General features: G+C 64.2%; 18 protein-coding genes. 13 read left to right on the top strand and 5 right to left on the bottom strand.

Annotated elements, in window-relative coordinates; genetic code table 11:
* Positions 1-77: 77 nt before the first annotated feature.
* The 3 genes from QQK18_RS06495 to QQK18_RS06485 all read left to right on the top strand — a co-directional run bounded on the left by QQK18_RS06495 (position 78) and on the right by QQK18_RS06485 (position 4,448).
* A complete protein-coding gene (locus QQK18_RS06495; RefSeq protein ID WP_284339492.1) occupies positions 78-1,283 on the top strand; it encodes a FecR domain-containing protein in 1,206 nt (401 codons plus the stop codon).
* A gap of 62 nt (positions 1,284-1,345) precedes the next feature.
* The gene (locus QQK18_RS06490) at positions 1,346-2,080 is read left to right on the top strand and encodes a GGDEF domain-containing protein (RefSeq protein WP_284339491.1); all 735 of its coding nucleotides are present in this window, start codon (positions 1,346-1,348) and stop codon (positions 2,078-2,080) included.
* Between the two features lie 4 nt (positions 2,081-2,084).
* Positions 2,085-4,448 (top strand): putative bifunctional diguanylate cyclase/phosphodiesterase, encoded by a 2,364-nt coding sequence (locus QQK18_RS06485; RefSeq protein ID WP_284339490.1) that lies wholly within the window; start codon positions 2,085-2,087, stop codon positions 4,446-4,448.
* A gap of 221 nt (positions 4,449-4,669) precedes the next feature.
* On the opposite strand, the gene QQK18_RS06480 is transcribed toward QQK18_RS06485, so the two are convergent.
* Together QQK18_RS06480 and QQK18_RS06475 are read right to left on the bottom strand one after the other, a co-directional pair.
* Positions 4,670-5,803 carry an NAD(P)/FAD-dependent oxidoreductase gene (locus QQK18_RS06480; RefSeq protein ID WP_284339489.1) on the bottom strand — a complete coding sequence of 378 codons (1,134 nt, stop codon included), beginning with the start codon at positions 5,801-5,803 and terminating at the stop codon, positions 4,670-4,672.
* Positions 5,804-5,888: 85 nt separating this feature from the next.
* Positions 5,889-6,554 (bottom strand): peroxiredoxin, encoded by a 666-nt coding sequence (locus QQK18_RS06475; RefSeq protein ID WP_284339488.1) that lies wholly within the window; start codon positions 6,552-6,554, stop codon positions 5,889-5,891.
* A gap of 286 nt (positions 6,555-6,840) precedes the next feature.
* Here QQK18_RS06475 and QQK18_RS06470 point away from each other — a divergent pair, with 286 nt between their 5' ends.
* Complete coding sequence (locus QQK18_RS06470) at positions 6,841-8,535, top strand: AfsR/SARP family transcriptional regulator (RefSeq protein ID WP_284339487.1); 1,695 nt, start codon at positions 6,841-6,843, stop codon at positions 8,533-8,535.
* Positions 8,536-8,836: 301 nt separating this feature from the next.
* Here QQK18_RS06470 and QQK18_RS06465 read toward each other — a convergent pair whose 3' ends face one another.
* Complete coding sequence (locus tag QQK18_RS06465; protein ID WP_284339486.1) at positions 8,837-9,256, bottom strand: VOC family protein; 420 nt, start codon at positions 9,254-9,256, stop codon at positions 8,837-8,839.
* Positions 9,257-9,294: 38 nt separating this feature from the next.
* Here QQK18_RS06465 and QQK18_RS06460 point away from each other — a divergent pair, with 38 nt between their 5' ends.
* The 6 genes from QQK18_RS06460 (at position 9,295) to QQK18_RS06435 (ending at position 16,133) form a co-directional block, all read left to right on the top strand.
* Positions 9,295-10,164: a helix-turn-helix domain-containing protein gene (locus tag QQK18_RS06460; RefSeq protein ID WP_284339485.1), complete on the top strand. Its 870-nt coding sequence runs from the start codon at positions 9,295-9,297 to the stop codon at positions 10,162-10,164.
* A gap of 1,197 nt (positions 10,165-11,361) precedes the next feature.
* Positions 11,362-12,435, top strand: coding sequence for a DEAD/DEAH box helicase (locus tag QQK18_RS06455; RefSeq protein WP_284339483.1), 1,074 nt, complete (start codon positions 11,362-11,364; stop codon positions 12,433-12,435).
* A 146-nt stretch (positions 12,436-12,581) separates the two neighbouring features.
* The gene (locus QQK18_RS06450; protein WP_284339482.1) at positions 12,582-12,803 is read left to right on the top strand and encodes a hypothetical protein; all 222 of its coding nucleotides are present in this window, start codon (positions 12,582-12,584) and stop codon (positions 12,801-12,803) included.
* A gap of 10 nt (positions 12,804-12,813) precedes the next feature.
* Positions 12,814-14,661: a hypothetical protein gene (locus QQK18_RS06445; RefSeq protein WP_284339481.1), complete on the top strand. Its 1,848-nt coding sequence runs from the start codon at positions 12,814-12,816 to the stop codon at positions 14,659-14,661.
* 182 nt (positions 14,662-14,843) lie between these two features.
* Entirely contained in the window at positions 14,844-15,617 is a 774-nt protein-coding gene (locus QQK18_RS06440) for a protein NO VEIN domain-containing protein (protein WP_284339480.1), read from the top strand.
* Positions 15,618-15,722: 105 nt separating this feature from the next.
* Positions 15,723-16,133 carry a DoxX family protein gene (locus QQK18_RS06435; protein ID WP_284339479.1) on the top strand — a complete coding sequence of 137 codons (411 nt, stop codon included), beginning with the start codon at positions 15,723-15,725 and terminating at the stop codon, positions 16,131-16,133.
* Between the two features lie 356 nt (positions 16,134-16,489).
* Here QQK18_RS06435 and QQK18_RS06430 read toward each other — a convergent pair whose 3' ends face one another.
* Positions 16,490-17,407, bottom strand: a complete 918-nt coding sequence (locus tag QQK18_RS06430; protein ID WP_284339478.1) for a TIM barrel protein — start codon at positions 17,405-17,407, stop codon at positions 16,490-16,492.
* 689 nt (positions 17,408-18,096) lie between these two features.
* Between QQK18_RS06430 and QQK18_RS06425 the strand changes: the two genes are divergently transcribed.
* The 3 genes from QQK18_RS06425 to QQK18_RS06415 are packed head-to-tail and all read left to right on the top strand — an operon-like array spanning position 18,097 to position 21,844.
* The gene (locus QQK18_RS06425; RefSeq protein WP_284339477.1) at positions 18,097-18,942 is read left to right on the top strand and encodes an N-formylglutamate amidohydrolase; all 846 of its coding nucleotides are present in this window, start codon (positions 18,097-18,099) and stop codon (positions 18,940-18,942) included.
* Positions 18,939-20,789 (top strand): flavohemoglobin expression-modulating QEGLA motif protein, encoded by a 1,851-nt coding sequence (locus QQK18_RS06420; RefSeq protein WP_284339476.1) that lies wholly within the window; start codon positions 18,939-18,941, stop codon positions 20,787-20,789. The genes QQK18_RS06425 and QQK18_RS06420 overlap by 4 nt, the downstream gene beginning before the upstream one ends.
* A gap of 8 nt (positions 20,790-20,797) precedes the next feature.
* Complete coding sequence (locus QQK18_RS06415; protein WP_284339475.1) at positions 20,798-21,844, top strand: glutathione synthetase; 1,047 nt, start codon at positions 20,798-20,800, stop codon at positions 21,842-21,844.
* On the opposite strand, the gene murB is transcribed toward QQK18_RS06415, so the two are convergent.
* The gene (gene murB / locus QQK18_RS06410) at positions 21,841-22,827 is read right to left on the bottom strand and encodes a UDP-N-acetylmuramate dehydrogenase (protein WP_284339474.1); all 987 of its coding nucleotides are present in this window, start codon (positions 22,825-22,827) and stop codon (positions 21,841-21,843) included. The two genes, QQK18_RS06415 and murB, sit on opposite strands and share 4 nt — an antisense overlap.
* Positions 22,828-22,943 lie beyond the last annotated feature (116 nt).

The raw sequence follows: 22,943 nt of genomic DNA, 5'->3' as shown, positions 1-22,943 counted from the left end.
TCCGATTTAGTTCTCGGTAGGAAGTTTTCCCCATAGTTTTCCCAAAGGGCCGAGAATAGGCCAGTTGGGGGCTCAGAATGAGGAAACGGATCGCACTTGCGTTGGGTGGGGTGCTCGCCTTGGCGGGGGCGGCGCATGCGGATGACTGGACGGTGACGCGCCTGCGCGGCGGCGTCTTCGTCCTTGCCGACGGACAGTGGCAGCAGCTTTTTCGCGGCAGCGTCGTCTCGGACGACCGGGTGATCAAGAGCGCGCCCAACGGCCGGGCAACCTTGGTGCGCGACGCCGAGGCGGTGGAGCTTGGGCCCGATACCACCGCGCAGATCGCCGATATCGGCGGTTTCACCACCGTCTACAACCACGCAGGCGTCGTTGGTGTCGACGCGGAGGCGCGCAATGTCCAGCACTTTGCCGTGCAGACTCCGCACCTAGCCGCCGTCGTCAAGGGAACGGCCTTCGTCGTCGAGGCGGAGACCGCCCAGTCGACCGTCGCGGTCACCCGCGGGCAGGTCGAGGTCAATGACGCACGGTTCGGTGGTACGGTGAGCCTTGCCGCCGGCCAGGAAGTCTCGTCGAGCAGCGTGCGTGCCATTGCCCCGGACGCGATCGTTCCGGTGTCGCGCAGCATGCCGGCCCCGCCGCCCCCGGTGGTGCCGCCGCGCGCAGCAGCCGCGCAGGCCGGACAGGGCGGCAATGCGGCCCCCGGGCAGCCGGGCTCCGATGCGCCCGGGCGTGCCGATGATGCACCCGGCGGCGCCGGGACCGGCAATAGCGGCGGCAACGGGAACAGCGGCGGAACTGCCGGCGGCGGAGGCGGCAGCAGCGGAAGTGGTGGTGGCAGCGGCAGTGGCAACGGCGGCAACGGAAACGGCGGCGACGGCGGGAACGGTGGGAGCGGTAATAGCGGCAACGGAAACAGCGGTAGCGGTGGCGGAAACAGCGGGACCAGCGGCGGCGGTAACGGTGGCGGATCCGGCAACAGCGGCAGCGGGAACGGCGGCAGCGGTAATAGCGGCAACGGAAACAGCGGCAACGGAAACAGCGGTAGCGGCGGGGGAAACGGCGGGAATAGTGGCGGCGGTAGCGGTGGCGGGTCCGGCAACGGCAATGGCAACGGCAGCGGCAGCGGCAGCGGGAATGATGGCGGCAACGGCGGCGGCAGCGGAAGCAGTGACGGCAACAGCGGCAGCGGTAGCAGCGGCGGCAGCGGCAACAGCGGCAACGGAAACAGCGGCAATAGCGGCGGAAGCGACAACGGCAACAGCAACGGCAACAAACGATGATGACGTCGCAAACCAGGACCGGGCTCGCCTGACAGGGCTCTCACCTTCGATCGGCAGTGCACATGCTTGATCTCTCCAGCACCGGCAAAGCGCGGGTTTATCTCGGAACCATCGGCGGCACGCTGTTGTGCATCGCCGTGGCGCTGCTGATCGACGGCTTTGACTTTGCAACGGGCAGGTGGCGCTGGGGCAGCGAGCCGCTCAACAACATCCTGATCCCCGGCGTGCTGGCGCCGCCGCTGCTCTTCCTGCTGCTGAGCCAGATGCGCCAGCTGGCCCTGGCGCATCGCGAGGTGCTGACCGCGGCCTCGACCGACAGCCTGACCCAATGCCTCAACCGGCGCGCCTTCACGGCCATGGTCGAGGGCTATATCGCGTCAGTCACCGGTGACGCGGCGCTGCTCGTCATCGACGTCGATTTTTTCAAGAGCGTCAACGACCGCTTTGGCCACGACAAGGGTGACGAGGCGCTCGGCATGGTGGCGCAGGCGATCAAGGGATCGGTGCGCTCGACCGATCTCGTGGCGCGCATGGGCGGCGAAGAGTTCAGCGTGTTCCTGCCGGCGACCGACCTTACGGGCGCGCGGGTTGCGGGCGAAGCCATCCGCCAGCGCGTCGCGGCGGTCGAGATCACCGTCGATGGCGAGCTGCTGCATCTCAGCGTGTCGGTAGGCGGGGTCGCCTTTGCAGCGCCCGCCGCCTTTGCCGAGCTTTATCGCGCCGCCGACCAACTGATGTACCTTGCCAAGGGCTCCGGGCGCGACCGCACCGTGCTCGATACCTTCGGGGCGGCGTGACCAAATGGCAGTGTGGCGGACCGCCGGATCGCAGATCGCGCGCACCGCCGTGGTCGCTCTCGTCATCGCGGCGGTCGCCGCGGGGGCAAATTTCGGCCTCTTCGCGCCCCTCGACCAGGCATTGGCGCAGTTCCGCTTTGCCGGCAACAGCCGGCCGCCGAGCGGCGAGGTGTTGTTCGTCGAAATCGATGCCGCGAGCCTCGAGGCCATTGGCGTATGGCCCTGGCCGCGGCGGGTGCATGGCGAGGTGCTCGATGCTCTGATGGAGATGGGCGCGGCCGAAGTGGTGTTCGACATCGATTTCAGTACGGCATCCAACAGCGCGGACGATGCGCTTTTCGAGGCAGCGCTCGCACGGGCCGGCGGCTATGCGTTCCTCGCCGCGTTCCAGCAGTTCCTGGCCGACGGCACCCTCATCGTCAATGAGCCGCTCAAGCGGTTCGCCCGGCACGCCTCGGCGGTCTCGGTCAATGTCGATGGGGACGGGACGGGCCTTACGCGCTCGATCCCGACAGTGCTCGCGGGGCCGGATCTGCCTTCGATCCCTCTAGCGCTGGTGCCGACTTTCGGCGGTGAGGGCGCCCGCATTTTCATCGACTACAGCATCGACCTGATGCAGGTTCCGCGCATCCCGGTGCATCGCCTGCTCGCTGGCGCGGTCGATCCGTCGCTTGTTGCCGGCAGGCAGGTCGTCATCGGCGCCGGCGCCATTGAGCTGCGCGATTTTTTCCGGGTGCCGCGCTTCGGCGTGCTACCGGGTCCGCTGGTGCAGATCGGCGCGGTGGAGACCGCCAAGGCCGGGCGCAATCTCTCCGTTCCCGGGGCCTGGCCGGCCCTGGCGCTCGCAGGGGTTGCTGGGCTGCTCTACCTCGCCTTCGGCGCCCGACTGTCGCTTGGCCGGCTGGCGATGGTGGCCGTTGCTGCGAGTCTTGCGATCGAGCTTGCCGCGTGGGCAGCGCTTGGGCAGGCCGCGCTGCTCGTCGAAACCTTACCCTTTCACGCGACGGCCGGCGCCTTGGTGCTGCTGGCGCTCTTTGAAGAACGGGCACGGCGCTGGTTCGAGAGCCGCGAGCAGCAGGCGCGGCTGGCCTGGCTTGCCGAGCATGATGTGGTCAGCGGCGCGCGCTCGCGCCATGCGTTCCTTGCCGATCTCGATCGGCAGCTTGCCGTCGAACCGGCAGCCAGCCTGATGCTGGTCCATCTGGGGCGCCTCGAGGCGGTCAATGCCAGCCTCGGGCACGAGGTGGCCGATGCGGTCGCCGCGCAGGTGGTCAAGCGCCTGGGCTCGCTGTTCAAGATCCTGCCCGCCCGCATCGGCGGCGACGTCTTTGCGCTGAACCTGCCGTCCGGCCTCGATGACGCGCACCGGTCGCTGCTGCCGGCGAGGCTCCGGGTCATGCTCGGCCAGCCGTTCGAGGTCGCCGGCCACCAGGTCGTGATCAGCCCGACCTGCGGGTTCAGCGAGACCTCTCCGGGGACCCCCGTCGGTGCGGCCGAGCTGTTGCGACAGGCCGAGGTCGCCCTGACGACCGCCCGGCAACGCCACACCGGCTCCGCCGTCTTTGCACCCGCGCAGGCGCAGCGCATCGCCGACCGAAGGCGGCTGGACCTGGCGCTGCGGCGTGCGCTCGACGAGAACCAGTTCCATTTGCTGTTCCAGCCGCAGATGGACCTCAAATCCGGCGCCATGGTCGGCGTCGAGGCGCTGGTGCGCTGGCAGAGCCCCGAGCTCGGGCTGGTGTCGCCCGCCGATTTCATCCCCGTTGCCGAGGAGACCGGGGTGATCGTCGCGCTCGGCGATTGGGTGATGCGCGAGGCGTGCCGGCAGGCGGCCGAATGGGCCTCAACGGTCAACATCTCGGTCAATGTCTCGAGCATCCAATTCCGGCTCGGCAACGTCGTCGGCACGGTCAAGCGCGCGCTCGCCGAATCCGGCCTTGCGCCCGAGCGGCTCGATATCGAGATCACCGAGAGCGTCTTCATCGATAATGACGAGACGATGCGCGGCACGCTCGAGTCGCTGCGCGCGCTGGGCGTGACCATTGCCCTCGACGATTTCGGCACCGGCTACTCGTCGCTGAGCTATCTGTCGAAACTGCCGGTCGACCGCATCAAGATCGACCAGGCCTTCATCCGCACCCTGCCGGACCCGCACAACGAGGCGATCGTCGAGAGCATCGTACTGATGGCGAGGCGGCTGGAGAAGACGGTGGTGGCAGAGGGCGTCGAGACCGAGGAGCAGCGGGCGTATCTTGCCGGCATCGGTGTGGAGCTGGTGCAGGGGTATTTGTTTGGTCGGCCGGGGTTGCCGGAGGCTATCGGGTTGGTTGAGAGGGCGGAAAGAAGCACTATCGCCGTGTCGGCGTAGCTGCCTGGTCATGGGGGAGGGGCACCATCCCGCCCCACCCACCGGCTGTCATCCCGGCGCAGGCCGGGACCCAGCCCTGAAGATCTCCGCGCGCACGGAAAGATCCGTTGGCTACGCTTTCCGAACCCCGTTCACACATCTTGCGGCTGGCGCGGTACCTCAGGATGGATCCCGGCCTCCGCCGGGATGACACCGAGTTTGTTGGAGCGGAGGTGACACCCTCACAACCCAAACCACCTTTGCCGCCGGCTCGAGCCGAAATGCTCCTTGTCCGCCCGCAAGGCCACCGACGGCTCGTAATAGTTCCCCGTCGGCGTCGGCCCGGAGAAGAAATCGACCTCGACCTTGCCGATGCGGCCGGCGCCGAATTCGATGTAGCAGGTGCCGAAGCCGTCATATTGCACCGGCTCGCCAGCCCCATTGATCCTCGCGATCAGGGCGCTGGCGACGGCCTTGGCGGCGCCTTCGGCAAAGACGCCGGCCTTAGGGGTGCCGGTGGCGGCGCCGTCGCCGACGGCGTAGACATTGGGGTAGTTGGTTTCGAGGGTGCGCGGGTTGACCGGGATCCAGCCGTCCTGGGACATGCCGCTTTCCAAGACCACCGGCGGCACGCGGTGCTTGGGTACGCCCAGGAACAGGTCGAAGGGCATCTCGCGTTTGTCGTCGAGGATGGCGACGTTGCGGGCATTGTCGACCTGGGCGATGCGGGCGCCGGGGATGAACTCGATGTCGCGCTCGGCAAAGGCGGCGAGCAGCGCCCGCGAGGTTTCGGGCGAGGGCGGCACCGGGCTCGGTAGCGGCAGCACCAGCGAGATCGTCGATTGCTGCCTGATGCCGCGCGTGACCAGGTAGTCATGCAGCATCAGCGCGCATTCGCTGGGCGCGGGCGGGCATTTGTAGGGCGCGCCGCACACGCCGATGATGGCGTTGCCGCCGGTAAAGGTCGGCAGCACCTGGCGCAGCTTTTCGGCGCCGGGGATCGAATAGAACTCGGTGGTGTCCTCAAGGCCGGGGGTGGCGTCGAAGTCGTATTCGGCCCCGAGCGCAACCACGAGGTAATCGGCCTCGAACACCCCGTCATCGGTGGTCACCCGCCGCGCCTCAGGGTCGATAGCGGTGATGGTGCTCTTCACCAGCTTGACGCCCGGTTTGGCATAGGCGCTGTAAGGCATGCGTAGCGCATCGGCCTCCTTATGGCCGAACATCACGTCGAGCTTGGAAAAGCCGAACATGAACGTTGTCGACTTGTCGATCAGCGTCACCTCGATGCTGTCGCCAAGCGCCTCGGACAGCAGGCTGGTGAGCTCGAGCCCGCCGAAGCCGGCGCCGAGCACGAGAATACGTGCCTTGGTCATCTGAAATCCCCCAAAATGGATGTGTGCCGAAAAGCAGGTATGGCGCGGGCGAGGGCGGCATGGCCGCCCCCACCCGATTGCGATGTCAGGTGATGACCGGCTGCGGGACGATGCGGATATAGGGCTTGGGCTCCTTCCAGCCCTGCGGATAAAGCGTCTTGGCTTCGTCGTTGGAGACGGACCCGGCAATGATGACATCGTCGCCCTGTTTCCAGTTGGCCGGGGTGGCGAGCCGGTGCTTGGACGTCAGCTGCAGCGAGTCGATCACCCGGATGAGCTCGTCGAAATTGCGCCCGGTGGTCATCGGGTAAGAGATCACCAGCTTGATCTTCTTGTCCGGCCCGATGACGTAGACGTTGCGCACCGTCTGGTTGTCGGCGGCGGTACGCCCTTCGGAGCTCTCGCCGGCCTCGGCCGGCAGCATGTCGTAGAGCTTGCTGATGGCAAGCGTCGGATCGCCGATCATCGGGAAGTTGGGCGCGGTGCCCTGTGTCTCGGCGATATCGCGGGCCCAGCCCTCGTGCTTGTCGACCGGATCGACCGAAAGCCCGATGACCTTGACGCCGCGCTTGTCGAACTCGGGTTTGAGGCGTGCCATCACGCCAAGCTCGGTGGTGCAGACCGGGGTGAAATCCTTGGGGTGGGAGAAGATGATGCCCCAGTCATTGCCGAGCCATTCGTGGAACGAGATCTGTCCCATGGTGGTCTCGGCGGTGAAATCAGGCGCCATCGTGTTGATGTTGAGCGTCACTTCAAGTTCCTCCTGCGGTTGGAAATTCGGTTGCCGGGGCACATTAGGAAAATTATGTTCCTCCAGCGTTCCCTGACGGCCGCGAGCCCGCGACGGCATGCTGGCTGGGCGGGAAATGGAGACTATCGCGCTGCGACTTGTTTGTATCAAATCACGCGCTTCTTTTTTCGTCGCGGGATTTCTCGCGAAAACTGGTTCTGACTTTCGCATCCTGCTTTAGTTTCTTCAGTGGTCCACGCTTCTTCGAACCAAAAAAAGCGCTGATCCATCTGCGTGGTGCCTCCTCATGCGCGTCTTCATCCAACTGCTCGGGCGCTTCAGCGTCCGCATCGACGATCAGGCCCTTGCCGCCACCGATTGGCCGCGCAACCGCGCCGCCGCGCTGGTCAAGCTACTGGCCGTTTCGCCGGGCAACCGGCTGCATCGCGAGCAGGTGATGGACCTGTTCTGGCCCGAACTCGACAGCGAGGCAGCGGGCGCGAACCTCAGGAAGGCCCTGCACTTTGCCCGCCGCGCGCTCGGCGTTCATGAGATCATCGAGGTTGTCGGCGACGTCGTCTGCCTGGCCCCGCAGGCGGAGCTGACCGTCGATGCGCAGCTGTTCGAGGAGACTGCCAAGGCAGCGCTCAAGGCCGGCGATGGCCCCGCCCTTGAACGCGCCGCCGACCTCTATGGCGGCGAGCTTTTACCCGACGACATCTATGTCGACTGGCTCGAGGCGCCGCGAGAGCACCTGAAGCGCCGCTATCTCGAGCTCCCGCGCGCCGGCCGAATGTGGCAGCGCCTCATCGCGCTCGACCCGACCGACGAGGAGGCGCAGCGCGCCCTGATGCAGGCGGCGCTCGATGCGGGAAACCGCGGCGAGGCCATCCGCCAGTTCAACCAGCTGCGCGACAGCCTCCATGCCGAGCTGGGCGTCGGCCCGAGCGCGGCAACCATCGCGCTCTACGAGCGGGCACTGGTGCTTTCGGCGGACCCCGTCAGCCCCTCCGAGCGCATCCGCGCCGCGCTCGCCTGGGGGCTTGTTTCCCTGCAAAGCGCCGATTTCGACGAGGCCAGCCGGATCGCGCGGGAAACGCGGGACCTCGCCATCGGCGCCGATCTCGGGCGCGAGGTCGGCGAGGCCAGCGCGCTTATCGGCCTTGCCGCCAACATGCAGAACCGCTGGCCGGCGCTTTTCCGTTCCGAATTCATCGAATGGGTCGAGGCGCGCCCCGCCTTCATCCGCCATGTCTTCGATGGGCACCTCTGCCTCTCCGAATTTTGCCTCTGCAGTGCATCCGGGCACAGCGAGGTGGCCGCGCTCGCCGCGGAGCTGCGCACCGTTGCCGCCAAGGCGCAATCGCGCGCGGGCGAGGGGCTCGCCTGCCTGCTGCTCGGCGAAGCAGCGCTGTTCTCGGGCGAGCTCGACTCGGCCGAGCAGTTGCTGACGCAAGCCGAAGAGAAGCTGCGCGAGGCCGATGCGGTTTCCGGGCGCGTGCTGGCGGTCGAGCGTCTGGCCGAGATCGCGCTCGAGCGCGGGCAGAACTGGAGGGCCGGCCGGCTGATCGAGCGCGGGCTGACCGACGCCCGGCTCTCGTGGCTCGCCCCGCACCTCATCATGCGCATGCAGGCCCTGGCCGTGCGCGCGGCAAGAACGCACGAAGAGGTGGCCGAGGCGATCCTTGCCGGCGACCGGCTGATGACCAGCGGCGCCTGCCAGCCCTGCTCGATGGCGCTGCGCACCGCGACGGCCATTGCGCTGGCCGAAGCGGGCGAGCTCGAGCAGGTCGACCGCCGCCTCAACGACGCCGAGCGCATCGCCGGCATGTGGCACGGCGGCCCCTGGGCCGCTGCGCTGTGGGAAGCCCGCGGCGTACAGCGGCGGGCGCAGAAGCTGACGGTGCGCGCCATGGCGGCGTTCGAGGAAGCGGCGAACCGCTATGCGGAGCTGGGGCGTCCGCGGGACGCGGTGCGGTGCCTGGCGCGGATGGGGGCTTAGCCGCGGGGGTGATTGGGCACCATTCATCCGCACCCACCGGCTGTCATCCCGGCGAAGGCCGGGACCCAGCCCTAAACACATCACCGGGCACGGAAAGTGCGATTGGCGACGCATTCCGAGCCCCATTTCAACACCTTGCGGCTGGCGCGCTATCTCAGGCTGGGCCCCCTGAGTTCCGTCGGGGTGACACCGAGTTTGTTGGGGCGGCGGTGGCAGCTACAGTACCCTCTTTACCTCGCCCCTTCGGGGAGAGGTCGACGGCGAAGCCGGCGGGTGAGGGGGCCTTCCTGCTCACACTCTCTCACCCATGCAACTCCACAAAATGCGGGTTGTACATCACCCCCAGCACATTGCCGAACGGATCCACCACCGAGGCGGTCACGAACCCTGAATCCCCCCGCGGCGTAACCGGATCAAACTCCCTCGCACCCTTCTCCTTCAACCGTGCCAGCGTTCCCTCGATGTCATCGACATGCCAGAGGAGGATCGCCCCTCCCGGGCCCTTCTGCCTCCCGCCCGGCGCGTAGCGGGCATCGATGATGCCGAACTCGTCGGCATCATCGCCAATGCGGAACTCCACATAGGCCGGCGCCTCGCGGCTCGGCACCTGGTAATAGGCCTCGACCCCGAAGAGATCGGCGTACCAGTCGCGTGCCGCGACGAGGTCTTCGGCAAAGAAGTTCGAGGTGGCCATACCGCGCAGGAAATGTGTGTTGGTCATTGTCATTCTCCATCATTTCGAGTGTTGATGGAGCCATGATGACGCCGCGCCCGCCCGCCGTATTTCAAAAACCCGCAGAACCCTACGAGCCGCGCGGGCGGCTGGACCCGGCAAGCTTCGATCGCAACGTCAACTTCCAGACCCTCGCGCCGCCGCCGGCGCTGGAGTTCTTCCTCGAGCATTTGTGGATCATCAGCTGGGAGGGGTTGGAGGGCACCTATCGTTCAGCGCAGGTGATGCACCGGCCCTATGTCGATGTGTTCGTTGGGAAGGAGAGCGACGGCATCCAGGGCACCTTCCGCGGCCGGCGCATCTATGAGGCCAAGGGCACCGGCCGTATCGTCGGCGCCCGCTTCAAGCCCGCCGCCTTCCGCTGCTTCTGGCCGGGCGAAATGTCGAACCTGCAAGACGCGATGATGCCAATCGCCTCCGCCTTCCCGCGCTATGACGAGCCGTATCGCAACGCCATCCGCGCCGCCCCCGAAACGGAAGCGGTCGGGCTCCTTGCCGATCTCATCGCCACCGCATCACCCAAGGAAGACGCCAACGTGCTGCTGGTCAACGATATCATCGCGGCTGTCGAGGCCGACGAGGAGATGGCAACGGTCGCCGGCGTTGCCCGCGCCTTCCGACACAGCGAACGCTGGCTGCAGCAGCTCTTCAAGGATTATCTCGGCGTCGGCCTTAAATGGTTCCTCAAACGCCGGCGTTTGCTCGCGGCGGCTGAGCGGATGCGTGAGGAGGGGGAGGTGGACTGGGCGGGGCTGGCGTATGAGCTGGGGTACAGCAGCCAGCAGCATTTCATTACGGATTTCAGGCTGGTGGTGGGGGAGACGCCGGTGGAGTATCGGGCAGGGGTGAGGCGGAACACAAGGGGGCGCCCTTCGGTATCAATCCAACGGAAGTAGGGGCACGTGCGGCACTCATGGCGGCGTCATGATAGGCCGGTGAAATGCGCCTCCGGAAGACCACGACCCTTGTGGTGCTCAATTGTTCAATTTCGACCAATTATTTCGGCCGCTAGATAGTCAAGATTACTTTGTGCGGCATGTAACGAATCCCGATCTCTGGACTTCTTCGCGGAATTGGAGGATTTTCTAAGAGGGGGGTGGATATGGGGGCGGATGCGTCAGTCAAAAGTCTAGAGGACTTCTGGCATCCTGCGGGGACTTCCACGCAGAACTTTGACGCGTCGCCAGACTTTTGGACGCCGCTCACATCTGTCGCGAACACGCAACCACAAAACGAGCCGCTAGCGGCCGCCGGCCCGTGGGATTTTCCTGAAGATAACCACCCACCAAGTCCGCCTTTGGCGGAGAGTTGGGCTATTGACCCCCCGCTGCCCTGGTATGATGAGCACAGGGCAGAGAATCCGCATCTACTGGTATTTTCGCCTCCGAGCGCAGAGTCCCTGGCTCTGAGGCGAGGTCGTTGGCTAGCGCAGTTGCTGGATGTTCCGGAACCTAGCCGCCGTCGACGCTTTGCGGCTTTCTTTGCTGAGGTCTTTGACCTCTTCCCATCTAAGGCGACGTTCCAAACTCTGGCGGATCTTGCCCTAGTTGGGGTTGATGCGGAAGCCGTCCAGGATGGTTGTCTTTTCAAGTTGGCATTTGTGGACGATCCCTACCTTCCGTTTCATCGTCACGGAGGCTCCCAACCCGCCCGCGCCGCCAACCCTCAACAGATGCTTCCTTGGCGCAGGGCAGTCCGAATGGCGGAAATCGCAATGCGAAATCCGTACGATTGTATTGAGGATGACTGGACCAATGCTTGGGCTGCGTTGCGCCCGGGCCACCCGGCTTACTGGTCGTTCCTTGACTACATCGAACTGCGCATCCGCTCAGCATTTATCCTTCTTCCAGAGGGTGCGGAAGATCAACCCCGCCCCGACAGGATAAAATTCAGGGCCGCATTCGGTTGCTCTAACCCCCAATCTCGGACCGGCGGACTTATTACTCTTGATCGGGGTCTTATTGGCGTCCTCCACCAAGAGACTTGGACCCCTCAGATAGCAGCGAGAAGATAAATTGTCTCGGTTGACCCCAATCGTTGAGAGCTGGATACGAAGCACGAAACACGAACGTATCGGCCATGTTGTTAGACATGTGGCCGGCGGACTCATCGCGAATTTTGGACCTGAGATCGGCGAGGCATTTGTCGCCGAAGAAGAATGGAGTTGTGGTCTGAGGCCCGGCTTCATCGTGCAGGATGTGCCCCTCTCGGCAACGCGGCGCACGCTTGGTATTGGCACGGTGGTTGCGCTCCGCAGCATCGGTCACAGCGATCTTGCCGCCGTGCAGTTTCACTCGTCGGGACAAACCCGATGGATCCCGTTCGAACGATTAGCCCGCATCATGGATCCAGCGCTCCAGTATCTGCGCGGAGAACAGCGGTTTGGCGACAGTGGCGAGCGGACAGCACTTAACCTGATGGCGCACGCACTAAGAACATGGAACGAAGCCACTGGCGCGCTCGACCGGCTGGATGTTGATCCGCTGCCTCATCAGATCACGCTGGTTCACAGGATCATGGGATCAGGCGAGACGAACTGGCTGATCGCGGACGACGTCGGTCTGGGCAAGACCATTGAGGTGGGTCTACTTTTGGCCGCGTTGGAGCGTCAACGAAGCATACGGCGCATACTCGTTATCGTGCCTTCTGGCCTGACACGGCAGTGGAAGGCCGAGATGCAGTCCAAGTTCAATCGGCATTTCCGCATACTTGGCCGGGACTTTGAGGTAGAGGGACCGAAGGAATGGGGATTATATGACAACGTCATTGCCTCCCTTGACCTCGTCAAACCTCGAAACTCTGACGACGACGGCACGGACTTCGGGACGCGGTTCGGTTCTTTGCTGGCTGCTGGCGCGTGGGATATCGTCATTTTTGATGAGGCTCACCGCCTTTCGCGCGACGAAGATGGTCGGCAGACCTTACGCTTCAGGTTGGCGCACGCGCTTAGGGAACGCTGTGACACCTTCTTTTTGCTAACGGGTACTCCACACCAAGGCGACGGAGGCTGCGCGATCAACTCCGGTCAAGCTTGCCACAGGTGCCGATGTCTAACTCTGAGGGGGGTAGCGGTGGCCGCGGACCTAATCCGTAATGTTGCGAGCCAGATCTTCCAGGGCGGCTTCGTTTATCTCGCACTGTCACACGACAATAATCCGACACCGTGACACGCTGCGCCGGTCTTAGCTCGATCGGATAAAGTGCGCTTTCCTTCGCACGAACTTCATACTGAAATTCAACAAGATATTCTCCGTATCTTGACATCCATGCCGCACCGTTGATTCATACGTTCTGCGAATGTTGGAGTCCTTTTATGTCCGAGAAGAGAGAGAAATTCATAAAGCTTGCAGAGGGCAGAACCCAAGCGGCTTTAGATGCCATTCGGAAAATTGGGAATCTCTCGAACCGGAGAGCCTACGAATTTGATGACGGGGACGTCAGGAAAATCGTGAAGGCACTTCGCGACGCGGCGTCAGACCTCGAACGAAAGTTCGGATCCACGTCAGCAGTCGAGAAGGACGTATTCAAGCTATAGGATCTTTGCGATGAGCTTCGAACGCCTGACCATTCAAGACGACAGATTCTTGATCAACCGCCTTATTGGACAGGCACCGCGACACACACTTGTTCGCGAGTTTTTCATGAACGCGCAGGAAAGTGCGGCACTGGCACCAGAAGGGCAGAGACTGGTCCGCATCTACCCAACGCTGGTCGAAGGCATTCGGAAGCTGACATTCTGGAACACCGGGCCAGGAATGAATTCGATCGACCTTCGAACTGCCACAAACATCTCTGCATCGATCAACAAACAGTTGTCGCTCGATGGCAATTTCGGTATCGGCGCCAAGGTATCTGGCTTAACCGTTTCGCCCGCAGGAATACGGTATCGCTCCTGCAAGGATGGTGCCGTCCATGAGGTCACAATAGGATTCGACGAGGACGCGGATACCTTTGTTCGATTTGCCTTCGAGGTCGAGGGACGACATGAGTCTGTCTTCGACGTCACCGAGGCGGTGCGACAGACAGCCGATGTCACCTACGACTGGACGGAAGTCGTTCTTATGGGCGAGGGCGATGACCATGACACCGTATCAGAACCGATCGGCACAGGTATCCGGGTCGACCGCAGCTACGTTGCGACGCAGATCTTTCGACGTTTTGCGGAATTTCGTCCCGGGGTCAAAGTCACTTTGGACGTGTCGATGACAAAAGGCGGCGGGCGTGATGAAACAGGCAGGACTCGTACCCTCAAGACGCTGCAGGACGTTATCCCACAGCTTCCAAACGCTGAGACAGTGACCTGCTCCGAGTCGGGTGTGAAGATACAGTACGTGCACGACCCGAAGCATGCCAGTTACAGTCACTCTATGAGCGCGCTCAACAACCCGGCGACATCGTCGACTACGTTCTGCGCGCTGGTTCACAAAGGTGAAAGATACGACCTGCGAACCGGGAAAGCATGGTCGGCTGTCGCTCCCAATTACGGGATTCCTTTCGGCTCGACCGTCCTTACGGTTGAGATCATCGTCCCGGACAGCGCGGCGCTTCCGAACCAGTACCGAGATGCCCTCACCACGGTCGAGGAGCGCAATTCGATCACTACCGACGACTACGCCATGAAGGTTCGGGAACTGATGCCTGAGTGGGTAAAGGACGTGATCAGGGAGGCGCACCCACCGAGGGACGAGAACCTCGACGACCTGCAGAACGACCTTCAGAAGCTCCTTGATGAGTTTCGCTTGCCGACATCAACCTACGTGAAGTCGCTCAAGACGCCCGAGCGCACGGAGGATAATGATGTCGGTCTCGATGAAGCCCGCGCAGCGGACGTCGATACGATCGACAATGAGGAAGATCGGTTCCTTCGCGGCGAACGGAGCTATGGACAGAGGGCGACGGAGAAGAAAGTCCGGAAAGCGCCAGAGGGCGCGAAACTCTCCAAGGAGGCGCAGGCACTCGAGCGCGCCCCGATGATCGAGATATTGGACGATCCCGCGGACGTTGATGAGAAGCAGATAAAGGGGCGTGCGGGCCGCTTCTACAAGGATGCGCAGACCCTATTCATCAATGGCCTTTATTCCGCAGTCGACAGGATGACTGCAGAGCTCGAGGTACACTTCGCAGGGCAGGCCGAGGGCGAGGCGCTTCGCAGTATCGTCCTGAGGGCGGCACAGCGATCTATGGCGTTCCGCGTGGGCAAGGCCACCTGCTACGCGATCAGCAAGCGATTGGTGGACGGATGGTCGCTGGAAGATCTCGATCGAGCGACCTCTCCGGAGTCTCTTTCTCTTGCAGCCGATGACTATCGCCAAAGCTTGGCAACGGCACGCAAATGGATCAGTTCGGAGCTCAAGGCCCATGGTTTTGCTGTCGTGGAGCCGGAGGCGGTGTGAGGCCTCTTGCAACGGAGGCCCGTTTTCGCATCAAAACAGCAAGACGGCGATGCACGGCGAGAAAATCGGCATCTATGCAAACCATTGATGACACAGTGACTTCTCCCCTCTAGTCTGGCCGGATGCCAAACGCGCCATGGACAGACGAAGAGAATGACCTGATCGTCGCGGACTACTTCGCGATGCTGGCCGACGACGTCGCCGATCGATCCTATAGCAAAGCCGAGCACAATCGGCGCCTGCAAGAACGGACCGACCGCTCCCGAAAGTCGATCGAGTTCAAGCACCAAAACATCAGTGCCGTGCTCAAAGGACTTGGCGAGGATTGGATTCCTGGCTACCGGCCGGCCTTCCACTTCCAGATGTCTCTGGTGAATGCAGTGGTTCGATGGCTGGCACGAAATCCGGATTGGGTAGTCCGAAATCCCGCTGCACGCGAGGATTTCGGGCTGCGCGAGACGTCACCACTCCACGTGGGGCCACCACCTACACTTTCGAATGAGCCGCCACCTCAAGAACTGGAGCAGACTTTATTCATCGCTCGAAAGTTCGACGTCGCGGGTAGGGACGAGCGTAACCGCGCTCTAGGTCGGGCGGGAGAAGAACGCGTTTTGGCCCACGAGCGCACCTCGTTGACCAGCGCGGGCCGAAGCGATCTGGCACGCGAGATACGATGGGTGTCGGAGGAGGAGGGGGACGGTGCGGGCTACGACATCGCAAGCTTCTCGGCAGACGGACGGCCGCGATTGATTGAGGTGAAGACGACGAACGGGTGGGAACGCACGCCCTTTCACATCACACGCAACGAGCTGGCGGTTGCCGACGAGCGGCGCACCGAATGGTGCCTGTTCCGTCTTTGGAACTTCTCGCGCGAGCCGAAGGCGTTCGAGCTATACCCGCCCCTAGACGCTCATGTCTCCCTGACAGCGTTGACGTTTCAGGCGAGCTTCCACTGAGAAACTCTTCACTCTCGCAAATTGTCGAATCCCCCACCCCTCGTTCGTCGCACCAATAGCGCCACCATCTGGGCGTTCGTGACACACACCGAGGGAGACCCCACAATGTTTGATCGACTCAACACATACGCCCCCATGGCGCTTGGCGCGTTGCGGATTGTTGCAGGGTTGCTGTTCTTGCAGGGCGGCACGCAGAAGCTGTTCGGCTTTCCGGAGGTGCCTTTCGAGATGCCGCCGACGGAGGGGCTGATGCTGGCCGCCGGTATATTGGAGTTGGTCGGCGGCGCATTGATGATCGTTGGCTTCTTGACGCGGCCGACCGCGTTCATCCTTTCGGGGTTCATGGCGGTCGGCTATTGGATCGGGCATGCGCCGATGGGCTTGTTTCCGGCCACCAATATGGGCGGGCCGGCGATCCTGTTCTGCTTTGTGTACCTTTATATTTTCTTTGCCGGGCCTGGGGCGTGGAGTGTTGATGGGGTGATGCCGGGGGCTTGGCGGGAGAAGAGGGCTTGAGGGGAGGCGGCTTCGGCGGTCCAAAGAAGGCCCCCTCACCCGGCCCTGCGGGCCGACCTCTCCCCCAAGGGCGAGGTGTTGCTGTGGCGCGCGCAGTGCCCTCTTCACCTCTCCCTTTGGGGGAGAGGTCGACGGCGGAGCCGGCGGGTGAGGGGGCCTTTCGCTTTCGACGGAACCGTTTTGTCGCCGACGCATCGCGCCCTGTTCATGCACCTTGCGGCTGGGGTGGGATCGCAGGCTGCGTCCTCGCCTTCGTGAGGATGACAGCCGGTGGGGGTTGCGCGGCGGCGGTCTACCTGGGCTACCCCCACCCTTAATCCCTCCCCACAAGGGGGAGGGAGAAGAAGGCGCGCGCCCTACTGCGCGGCCGCGGCTTCCGCCACATCCAGCCCAGCCAGCCGCCGCGCGCGGGTGAGGCACGCCGGCTGTTCCGACCGGTAGCGGGGCCCGATTTCCATCATCAGGACGGTGTCGGGGAGGAAGGTGAGGTCGGCGAAAATGCTGTCCCAGTCGATGTCGCCCCAGCCCAGGGGCATGTGCAGGTCGCCGATGCCCATGGCGGAGTTTTCCTGGACGAAGAAGGGTTTGTAGTGGGCCTGCGGGCGGCCGAAGCTGTCGTGGACGTGGAGATGGCCGGTGACGGGGGCCATGGCGGCGATCTCTGCGCGGAAGTCGAGACCCCTCAGGGTTGCCTCGAGATAGGCATGGCTGAAGTCGATGAGGGCGACGACGTTGGGGTGGTTGACGGCCTTGACCGTCTCGGCGACCTGCGCGGGCGTCTGCCGGTACTGGCCGGGTTCGGTGGTGAAGATGTTCTCGAAGGCGATGCGCACGCCATAGGGGCGGCAGAACTCGCCGAGTTCGGTCAGCGCCTCGCGCTCGCGCACATCCGCCTCGGCCCGCTGGTGCCACTGGTCGGCGCGCAGGCACCCGCCGTGCTGGACGAGGATGCGCGCGCCGATGCGGTCGCAGACCTCGACCAGCGCCTTGGCGGCGGCCAGCTGGTAGGGGAGGGTGTCGGGATCCATGAAGTTGGACGAGACCAGCCCGTGGACGGTGTAGCGGAAATCGAACTGGCTGGTGAGGGCCACCAGGCGCTCCAGGCGCTCGGGGATGATGCGGCCGCCGGCGACGAGGTCGATGCTGGTCAGGGCCAGTTCGACGCAGTCGACGCCCATGTCGGCGAGGCGCTTGAGGTCGGCCTCGAGGCTGAGGAGCTCGCCGTCGTTGGAGCCGGAGTTGAAGCCGACGGCGGTGATGCTGGTGGGGGTCATGTGGTGGTTCTCCCTGTCAAGCGCTGACGTGCTCGCGGCGGCGCGGGTCATGTGGAGGCCATCGAGACGATGGCCCCTTGTCTTGTCGAAAAGGTGGACGTCGGCTCCCCCCAATACGCCTTGCGCGTGAAGCCCTGTCGTCACTGCGATAACAGTTCGACACCTGGTTCGTGACGGTTGGGTGAAGCGGGTGCGGTGGGGCCTCCACCGCCCGGGTCGGGAGGCGGGATCGGCTTTTTCACCTGGGACAGTAACCGGAACAACCAGCAAGTTCCTGGCGTTGCGGTGGCATGATACCCAAACCCGATAGAAAGTTGGCGCGGATGATCCAGCGCCACGCTGCTGCGGAGGCGATGCGCGTGCAGTTGCGCCGCATGCAGGCGTTCGCGATTCCTGACGATCGGGAGGGTGTCTTCCGTCGTCTCCTCGACAAGCTCGATCGGGCTGCGGCGGACAAGGCTCCGGGGCATAGACGTCGGGGTCCTGAACGAAACGAGTCCTGAGCGTCTCCGTCCTCCAGGACACTGGAATTGCGCCTTTCGGGTGAGCGCCGCGCGCGCCGCAGGTATCTGCGGACGGCAACGACCGCCTGTCACGTCGACGCCGGAGCGCAGACCGACCCCCGGAACCCTTCGATGCGCATGCCGTTGCTTTCGGGAGAGTTTGCCCGGAGGCAGCGAAAGCTTCAGATGGCCAATCGGTTAGCGCAATCCCGTCCGCTGCGGGACGACCTCTATCAGCCGGTCAAGGACGATGACCTGTGGTCCGTCCATCGCGCCGACTCGCCCCTCGTCGGCACGGCCATCCACAATGGGCATGGGCTTCGCCCGGATCTCTCCGAGATCATGGCGCTCGATGCATCGGGGCGGCTGCGGGAGGAGGATCCGTTCACCGAATTCGTCATTCGCGACGTGCCCAACCGGGTGATCGTCCACCGCTCCCGGTTCGAGGTCGATCTCAATCGCGCCCGCGACGGGGCTGTCTATATGACCCGCGAACAGGCCTGGGGTCTCCACATCTGGGCGAGGAACCTCAAAGCCAGCGCCGTCGAGCGGTCGCTCGCCACGCACGATGCCTATTATGCCATGCTCGGCCAGATGCTGCGGGATGTGGAGGCGCAGTTCGGCCGCTTCGTCCTCCTCGACATCCACAGCTACAATCATCGCCGTGCCGGCCCGTCGGCCGACCCGACGCCGGCGGCGGACGCTCCGGCCGTCAATATCGGCACCTTTTCCATGGACCGCGCCCGTTGGGCAGACGTCGTCGATCCGTTCATGGAAAGCCTGCGCAGCTTCACCTTTCGCGGTGAAGCCATGGACGTGCGCGAGAACGTCGCCTTTCAGGGGCGCGGCGAGCAGACACGGTTCGTGCACGCCAGATTCCCCGAGACCGGCTGCGCCATCGCCATCGAGTTCAAGAAATTCTTCATGGACGAGTGGACCGGCGAGCCCGACGACGAAGCGCTCCTTGCCCTCCGGGCAATGATCAAGGCGTCCCTGCCGGTGCTGCTCGAGGCCCTCGAGCAACACGCATGAAAAGCACCGCCGACAAGAAGCTCCTGAAAACGATCGCCGCGGCGCTCGAAAGCGGCGATCCGATCAGGCTCGATCTCGGCCGCGGCGAGCGCCTGCATATCGATCGGCCGCAGCCGTTTCTCTGCGTCTATGTCGGGCGGCGGCGCGAACCGGCAGCGCTGGGCATCGTCACGGCCAATTCGGCCTACCTCCTGGTCGCCAGCCTCGGGCGCGCCAGGGCGATCATCGAGCTTGTCGGCAAGGCGATGGTCGATCGCTTCGGCGCCTTCCTCGTCATCGATGTCGGCGAGCTCGAGCGGGATCGCCTCGCCAGCGATGCCGCCTATCTGCCACCATTCGAAACCACCGCTTCTGCCTCGAACGACGCTGGCGCCCAGGCGGCGCTTGCCGCCTTCGCAGGCGCGGTCGAGGCGGTGAAGGTCAAGTTCCGCACGCCCCGGGTCGCCCGCCCGGGGCTTGCTGACGACCCTGCCGCCAAGCTCGCGCGGCACCTCACTCAGTTCGGCTGCCTGACGGTGCGCTTTGCGCCTATCTACCGGGTGCCGGAGTCCGAAGCGGTCTATCCCGAACTGCTAGAACGCGTGGTCGCCAACTTCGTCGATGCGGGCCTGCACGCCGTCGCCGCCTTTGCGCAGGAAACGAAAAGCGTTGCCGTCCTCAGTCATCGTGCGTTCGGCCGCAAGGCGTTCATCGATGCCGTCGCCCGCGCCGACCGGGCCATGGACGAGGTCGCCAGATCCTTCGATTTCCTGCTGGCCGTCACCCCCATCAACGCCGACGCGGCCTGGGAGGAGTTCGCGCAATCAAACCATGAGCGCGCGCCGCGGTTCCTCTACCGGCCGCTGGCGTTCGGGTCCGATGGCTTGAAGAAAAAGCTGTTCGCGATCCGGCTCGATCAGTTCGAGGACCCGGTCCTCACCACTCTTTACCGCGAGAAACAGCAGGAGCTGGACCTGATGCTCTCGCTGATCGCCGCGCGGGAAACGCCGCGCTTCGTCGAGCTCAGCCGCGCGCTCTACGGCCCGGTGGAGCCTGGATTGCTCAAGGCCGCCAAGGACGTCTTGGCCAAGACCCAGAAGACCAAGCGTCGCCGCGGCGCCGACGGCGAGGCCGTCGATTGCGCTTTTGTCGAACGTCGTGCCCGCGCCATGGTCAAGGCCTATGCCTTCAATGGCGAGGAAGCCGCGGCCATCGAAGTGCGCGACGACCTGCCGGCCGGCCTCATGGTCTCGGGCTCGCGGTTGCTGATCTCGCGCAGCACCACCATGCCCAAGGGCCGCGTCGAGGCCCTGCTCAGCCACGAGGTCGGGGTGCACCTCCTCACCTATTTCAACGGATCGGCGCAGGGGCTGCATCTCTTCCGCAATGGCCTGGCAGGTTACGAGGGCATCCAGGAGGGGCTGGCGGTTTTCGCCGAATACCTGGCGGGCGGCATGACCGTGACGCGGCTGCGCCTGCTTGCCGCGAGGGTCATCGGTTGCGCCGATATGCTCGACGGCGCCAGTTTTGCCGAGTGCTTTGCCCGCATGCGCGAACTCGGCCTGTCGCCGGCCCTGGCCTTCAATCTGGTGCTGCGCCTCTATCGCGGCGGGGGGCTCGCCAAGGACGCCATATACCTGCGCGGTCTCATCGAGATCCTCAGCCATCTGCGGGCTGGGGGTGCACTCGATCCGTTCTTTATGGGCAAGATCGCGGCGTCCCACTTCAGCATCATGCAGGAATTGTCGACGCGCGGCCTCATCAAGCCACCCCGGTTCGCCCCGCAATTCCTCTCGCATCCAGAGGCGGAAAAGCGTCTCGCCGCCGCCACCAACGGCATGTCGCCGATCGACATGATCAGACCCTAGGAGCCCCTATGCGCATCGCTTTCTTCGTCAACTCGATCAAGGGCGAAACCGTCAACTACACCACCACGCACCTGGCCCTGGCGGCGGTCAGTCGCGGCCACGAGATCTGCTATCTGACCCCGGGCGACTTCGTGATGCGCTCCGACGACAGCATCGTCGTGCGCGCCCTGACGCTGCCCTCGGCCAAGTACAAGAAGGCGGCGACCTTGTTCAAGGACCTGCAGGGCAAGGAGACGACCATCGAGCCCGTCGCGGTCGAGGAGATCGATGTCCTGATGCTGCGCAACGACCCGGCCGAGGATGCGGCCGATCGCCCCTGGGCCACCCAGATCGGCGCCCTCTTCGGACGGCTTGCGGCCGAGCGCGGCGTGGTGGTGCTCAACGATCCGGAGGGTCTCGAGCAGGCGCAGAACAAGCTCTACTTCCAGGGCTTTCCCTCGACGGTGCGTCCGGAAACGCTGATCTCCAAGAGCATAGAGGAGATTCGTGCCTTCATCGACGCGCAACGTCGCGGCGTCATCCTCAAACCCCTGCAGGGCTCGGGCGGCAAGAACGTCTTCAAGATCGCCTCGCCAAAGGACTCCAACCTCAACCAGATCTTCGAGGCGGTGAGCGAGGAGGGCTATCTCATCGCCCAGAGCTTCATGCCCAAGGCGAGCCAAGGCGACGTGCGCTTTTTCCTGATGAACGGCGTCCCGCTGCAACGCGACGGCAAATATGCCGCCTTTCGCCGGGCGCCCGCCGACGGGGAACTGCGCTCCAACATCCATGCCGGGGGCCACCCCGAAACCGTCGAGGTCACGCCCGGGATGCTGGCGATCGCCGAGTCGGTGCGCCCCAAGCTCGTCCAGGACGGCATGTTCCTCGTCGGCCTCGACATCGTCGGCGACAAGCTCTTAGAGATCAACGTCTTCACCCCGGGCGGGCTCAACAACCTTTCGAAGATGTACGAGACCGATTTCTGCCAGAGCGTCATCGAAGCGCTCGAGAAGAAAGTCTCGATCCGCGATGCCTATGCCGGCCGGATACCCAACCGGGAACTGGCGACACTTTAGAGCTCGATCGGCTCGCGGGTGAGGGTGACACCGAAGCGCTCTTCCACCGCACCGCTGACCTTCGCGGAAAGCTCCGAAACCTCCCGGTAGGTCGCGCCGCCATGGTTGACGACGATCAGGGCATGGCCTTCATAGATCCCGGCCTGTCCGTGCCGATGCCCCTTGAGGCCGCAGGCATCGATCAGCCAGGCGGCGGAGAGCTTGACGGTGCCGTCCGGCTGGGGATAGCGCGGACCACCCGTGATGGCGTCGGCCATTTCGGGCCGGACCACCGGATTGTGGAAGAATGACCCGACATTGCCGATCACCCGCCAGTCGGGGAGCTTGCTCGCGCGGAGGGTCAGCACCCGCTCCATGATCACCGACGCATCGGCGTCGCGCGGCAGGCTGTCGAGGCCCGGATAGGTGAGGACCGGCGCCCAGGCTCGCGGGAGGGCGAAGGTCGCCTCAGTGACGATGAAGCGGCCGCGAAGCTGCTTGAAGAGGCTCTGACGGTAGGAGAATTTGCACTCGTCAGGCGTAAAGCGGCGCTCCTTTCCGTCCTGCGTGTCGAGGACGGTCAACGATTCCAGCCTCTCGGCCAGCTCCACGCCATAGGCGCCGATATTCTGGATCGGCGCGGCACCGACCGTGCCCGGTATGCCGGCAAGGTTCTCGAGGCCCCGGAGGCCCTCGGACACCGTCCAGGCAACGAACTGCGACCAGTCCTCGCCGGCTTTCGCCGTCACCAGGGCTGACCCGTCATCACGCCGCTCGATGGTGCGCCCCTTGATGGCCATCACGCCGACGACGGCCTCAAGGTCATCGCGCAGCACCAGATTGCTGCCGCCGCCGACGATGTGGAGCGGGAGACCGGCGGATGCGGCAAATGCCATCAACTCCCCGATCTCGTCGCGTGCCGAGATCACCGCCCCGTACCGTGCCTTGGAGGCGAGGCCCAGGGTGTTGAACGGGGAGAGGTCGAAGTCTGGTGTCAATTCCATGGTGCCGGGTCTGGGCGCTGAAGGGGCTGCGTTGCAAGGCAGCGTCTTTTGACGCGCCCGCGCCCCCGCTGCAAGCAGATTGCACGTCGTGGCGTAGGAACGTTGCGCCCGATCAG

The organism is Devosia nitrariae, from assembly GCF_030160115.1.
Taxonomy (GTDB): domain Bacteria; phylum Pseudomonadota; class Alphaproteobacteria; order Rhizobiales; family Devosiaceae; genus Devosia; species Devosia nitrariae.
The sequence above is the reverse complement of the archived record's forward strand: the minus strand, read 5'-3'. Positions and strand labels throughout refer to the sequence as shown.

Bases quoted from the DNA above. Each gene is read 5' to 3' on its own strand.
- QQK18_RS06450 (WP_284339482.1), top strand. From the start codon at position 12,582: ATGTCCGAGAAGAGAGAGAAATTCATAAAGCTTGCAGAGGGCAGAACC.
- QQK18_RS06460 (WP_284339485.1), top strand. From the start codon at position 9,295: ATGACGCCGCGCCCGCCCGCCGTATTTCAAAAACCCGCAGAACCCTAC.
- QQK18_RS06480 (WP_284339489.1), bottom strand. From the start codon at position 5,803: ATGACCAAGGCACGTATTCTCGTGCTCGGCGCCGGCTTCGGCGGGCTC.
- QQK18_RS06415 (WP_284339475.1), top strand. From the start codon at position 20,798: ATGCGCATCGCTTTCTTCGTCAACTCGATCAAGGGCGAAACCGTCAAC.
- QQK18_RS06465 (WP_284339486.1), bottom strand. From the start codon at position 9,256: ATGACCAACACACATTTCCTGCGCGGTATGGCCACCTCGAACTTCTTT.
- QQK18_RS06490 (WP_284339491.1), top strand. From the start codon at position 1,346: ATGCTTGATCTCTCCAGCACCGGCAAAGCGCGGGTTTATCTCGGAACC.
- QQK18_RS06485 (WP_284339490.1), top strand. From the start codon at position 2,085: ATGGCAGTGTGGCGGACCGCCGGATCGCAGATCGCGCGCACCGCCGTG.
- QQK18_RS06435 (WP_284339479.1), top strand. From the start codon at position 15,723: ATGTTTGATCGACTCAACACATACGCCCCCATGGCGCTTGGCGCGTTG.
- QQK18_RS06470 (WP_284339487.1), top strand. From the start codon at position 6,841: ATGCGCGTCTTCATCCAACTGCTCGGGCGCTTCAGCGTCCGCATCGAC.
- QQK18_RS06495 (WP_284339492.1), top strand. From the start codon at position 78: ATGAGGAAACGGATCGCACTTGCGTTGGGTGGGGTGCTCGCCTTGGCG.
- QQK18_RS06445 (WP_284339481.1), top strand. From the start codon at position 12,814: ATGAGCTTCGAACGCCTGACCATTCAAGACGACAGATTCTTGATCAAC.
- QQK18_RS06420 (WP_284339476.1), top strand. From the start codon at position 18,939: ATGAAAAGCACCGCCGACAAGAAGCTCCTGAAAACGATCGCCGCGGCG.
- QQK18_RS06430 (WP_284339478.1), bottom strand. From the start codon at position 17,407: ATGACCCCCACCAGCATCACCGCCGTCGGCTTCAACTCCGGCTCCAAC.
- murB (WP_284339474.1), bottom strand. From the start codon at position 22,827: ATGGAATTGACACCAGACTTCGACCTCTCCCCGTTCAACACCCTGGGC.
- QQK18_RS06425 (WP_284339477.1), top strand. From the start codon at position 18,097: ATGGCCAATCGGTTAGCGCAATCCCGTCCGCTGCGGGACGACCTCTAT.
- QQK18_RS06440 (WP_284339480.1), top strand. From the start codon at position 14,844: ATGCTGGCCGACGACGTCGCCGATCGATCCTATAGCAAAGCCGAGCAC.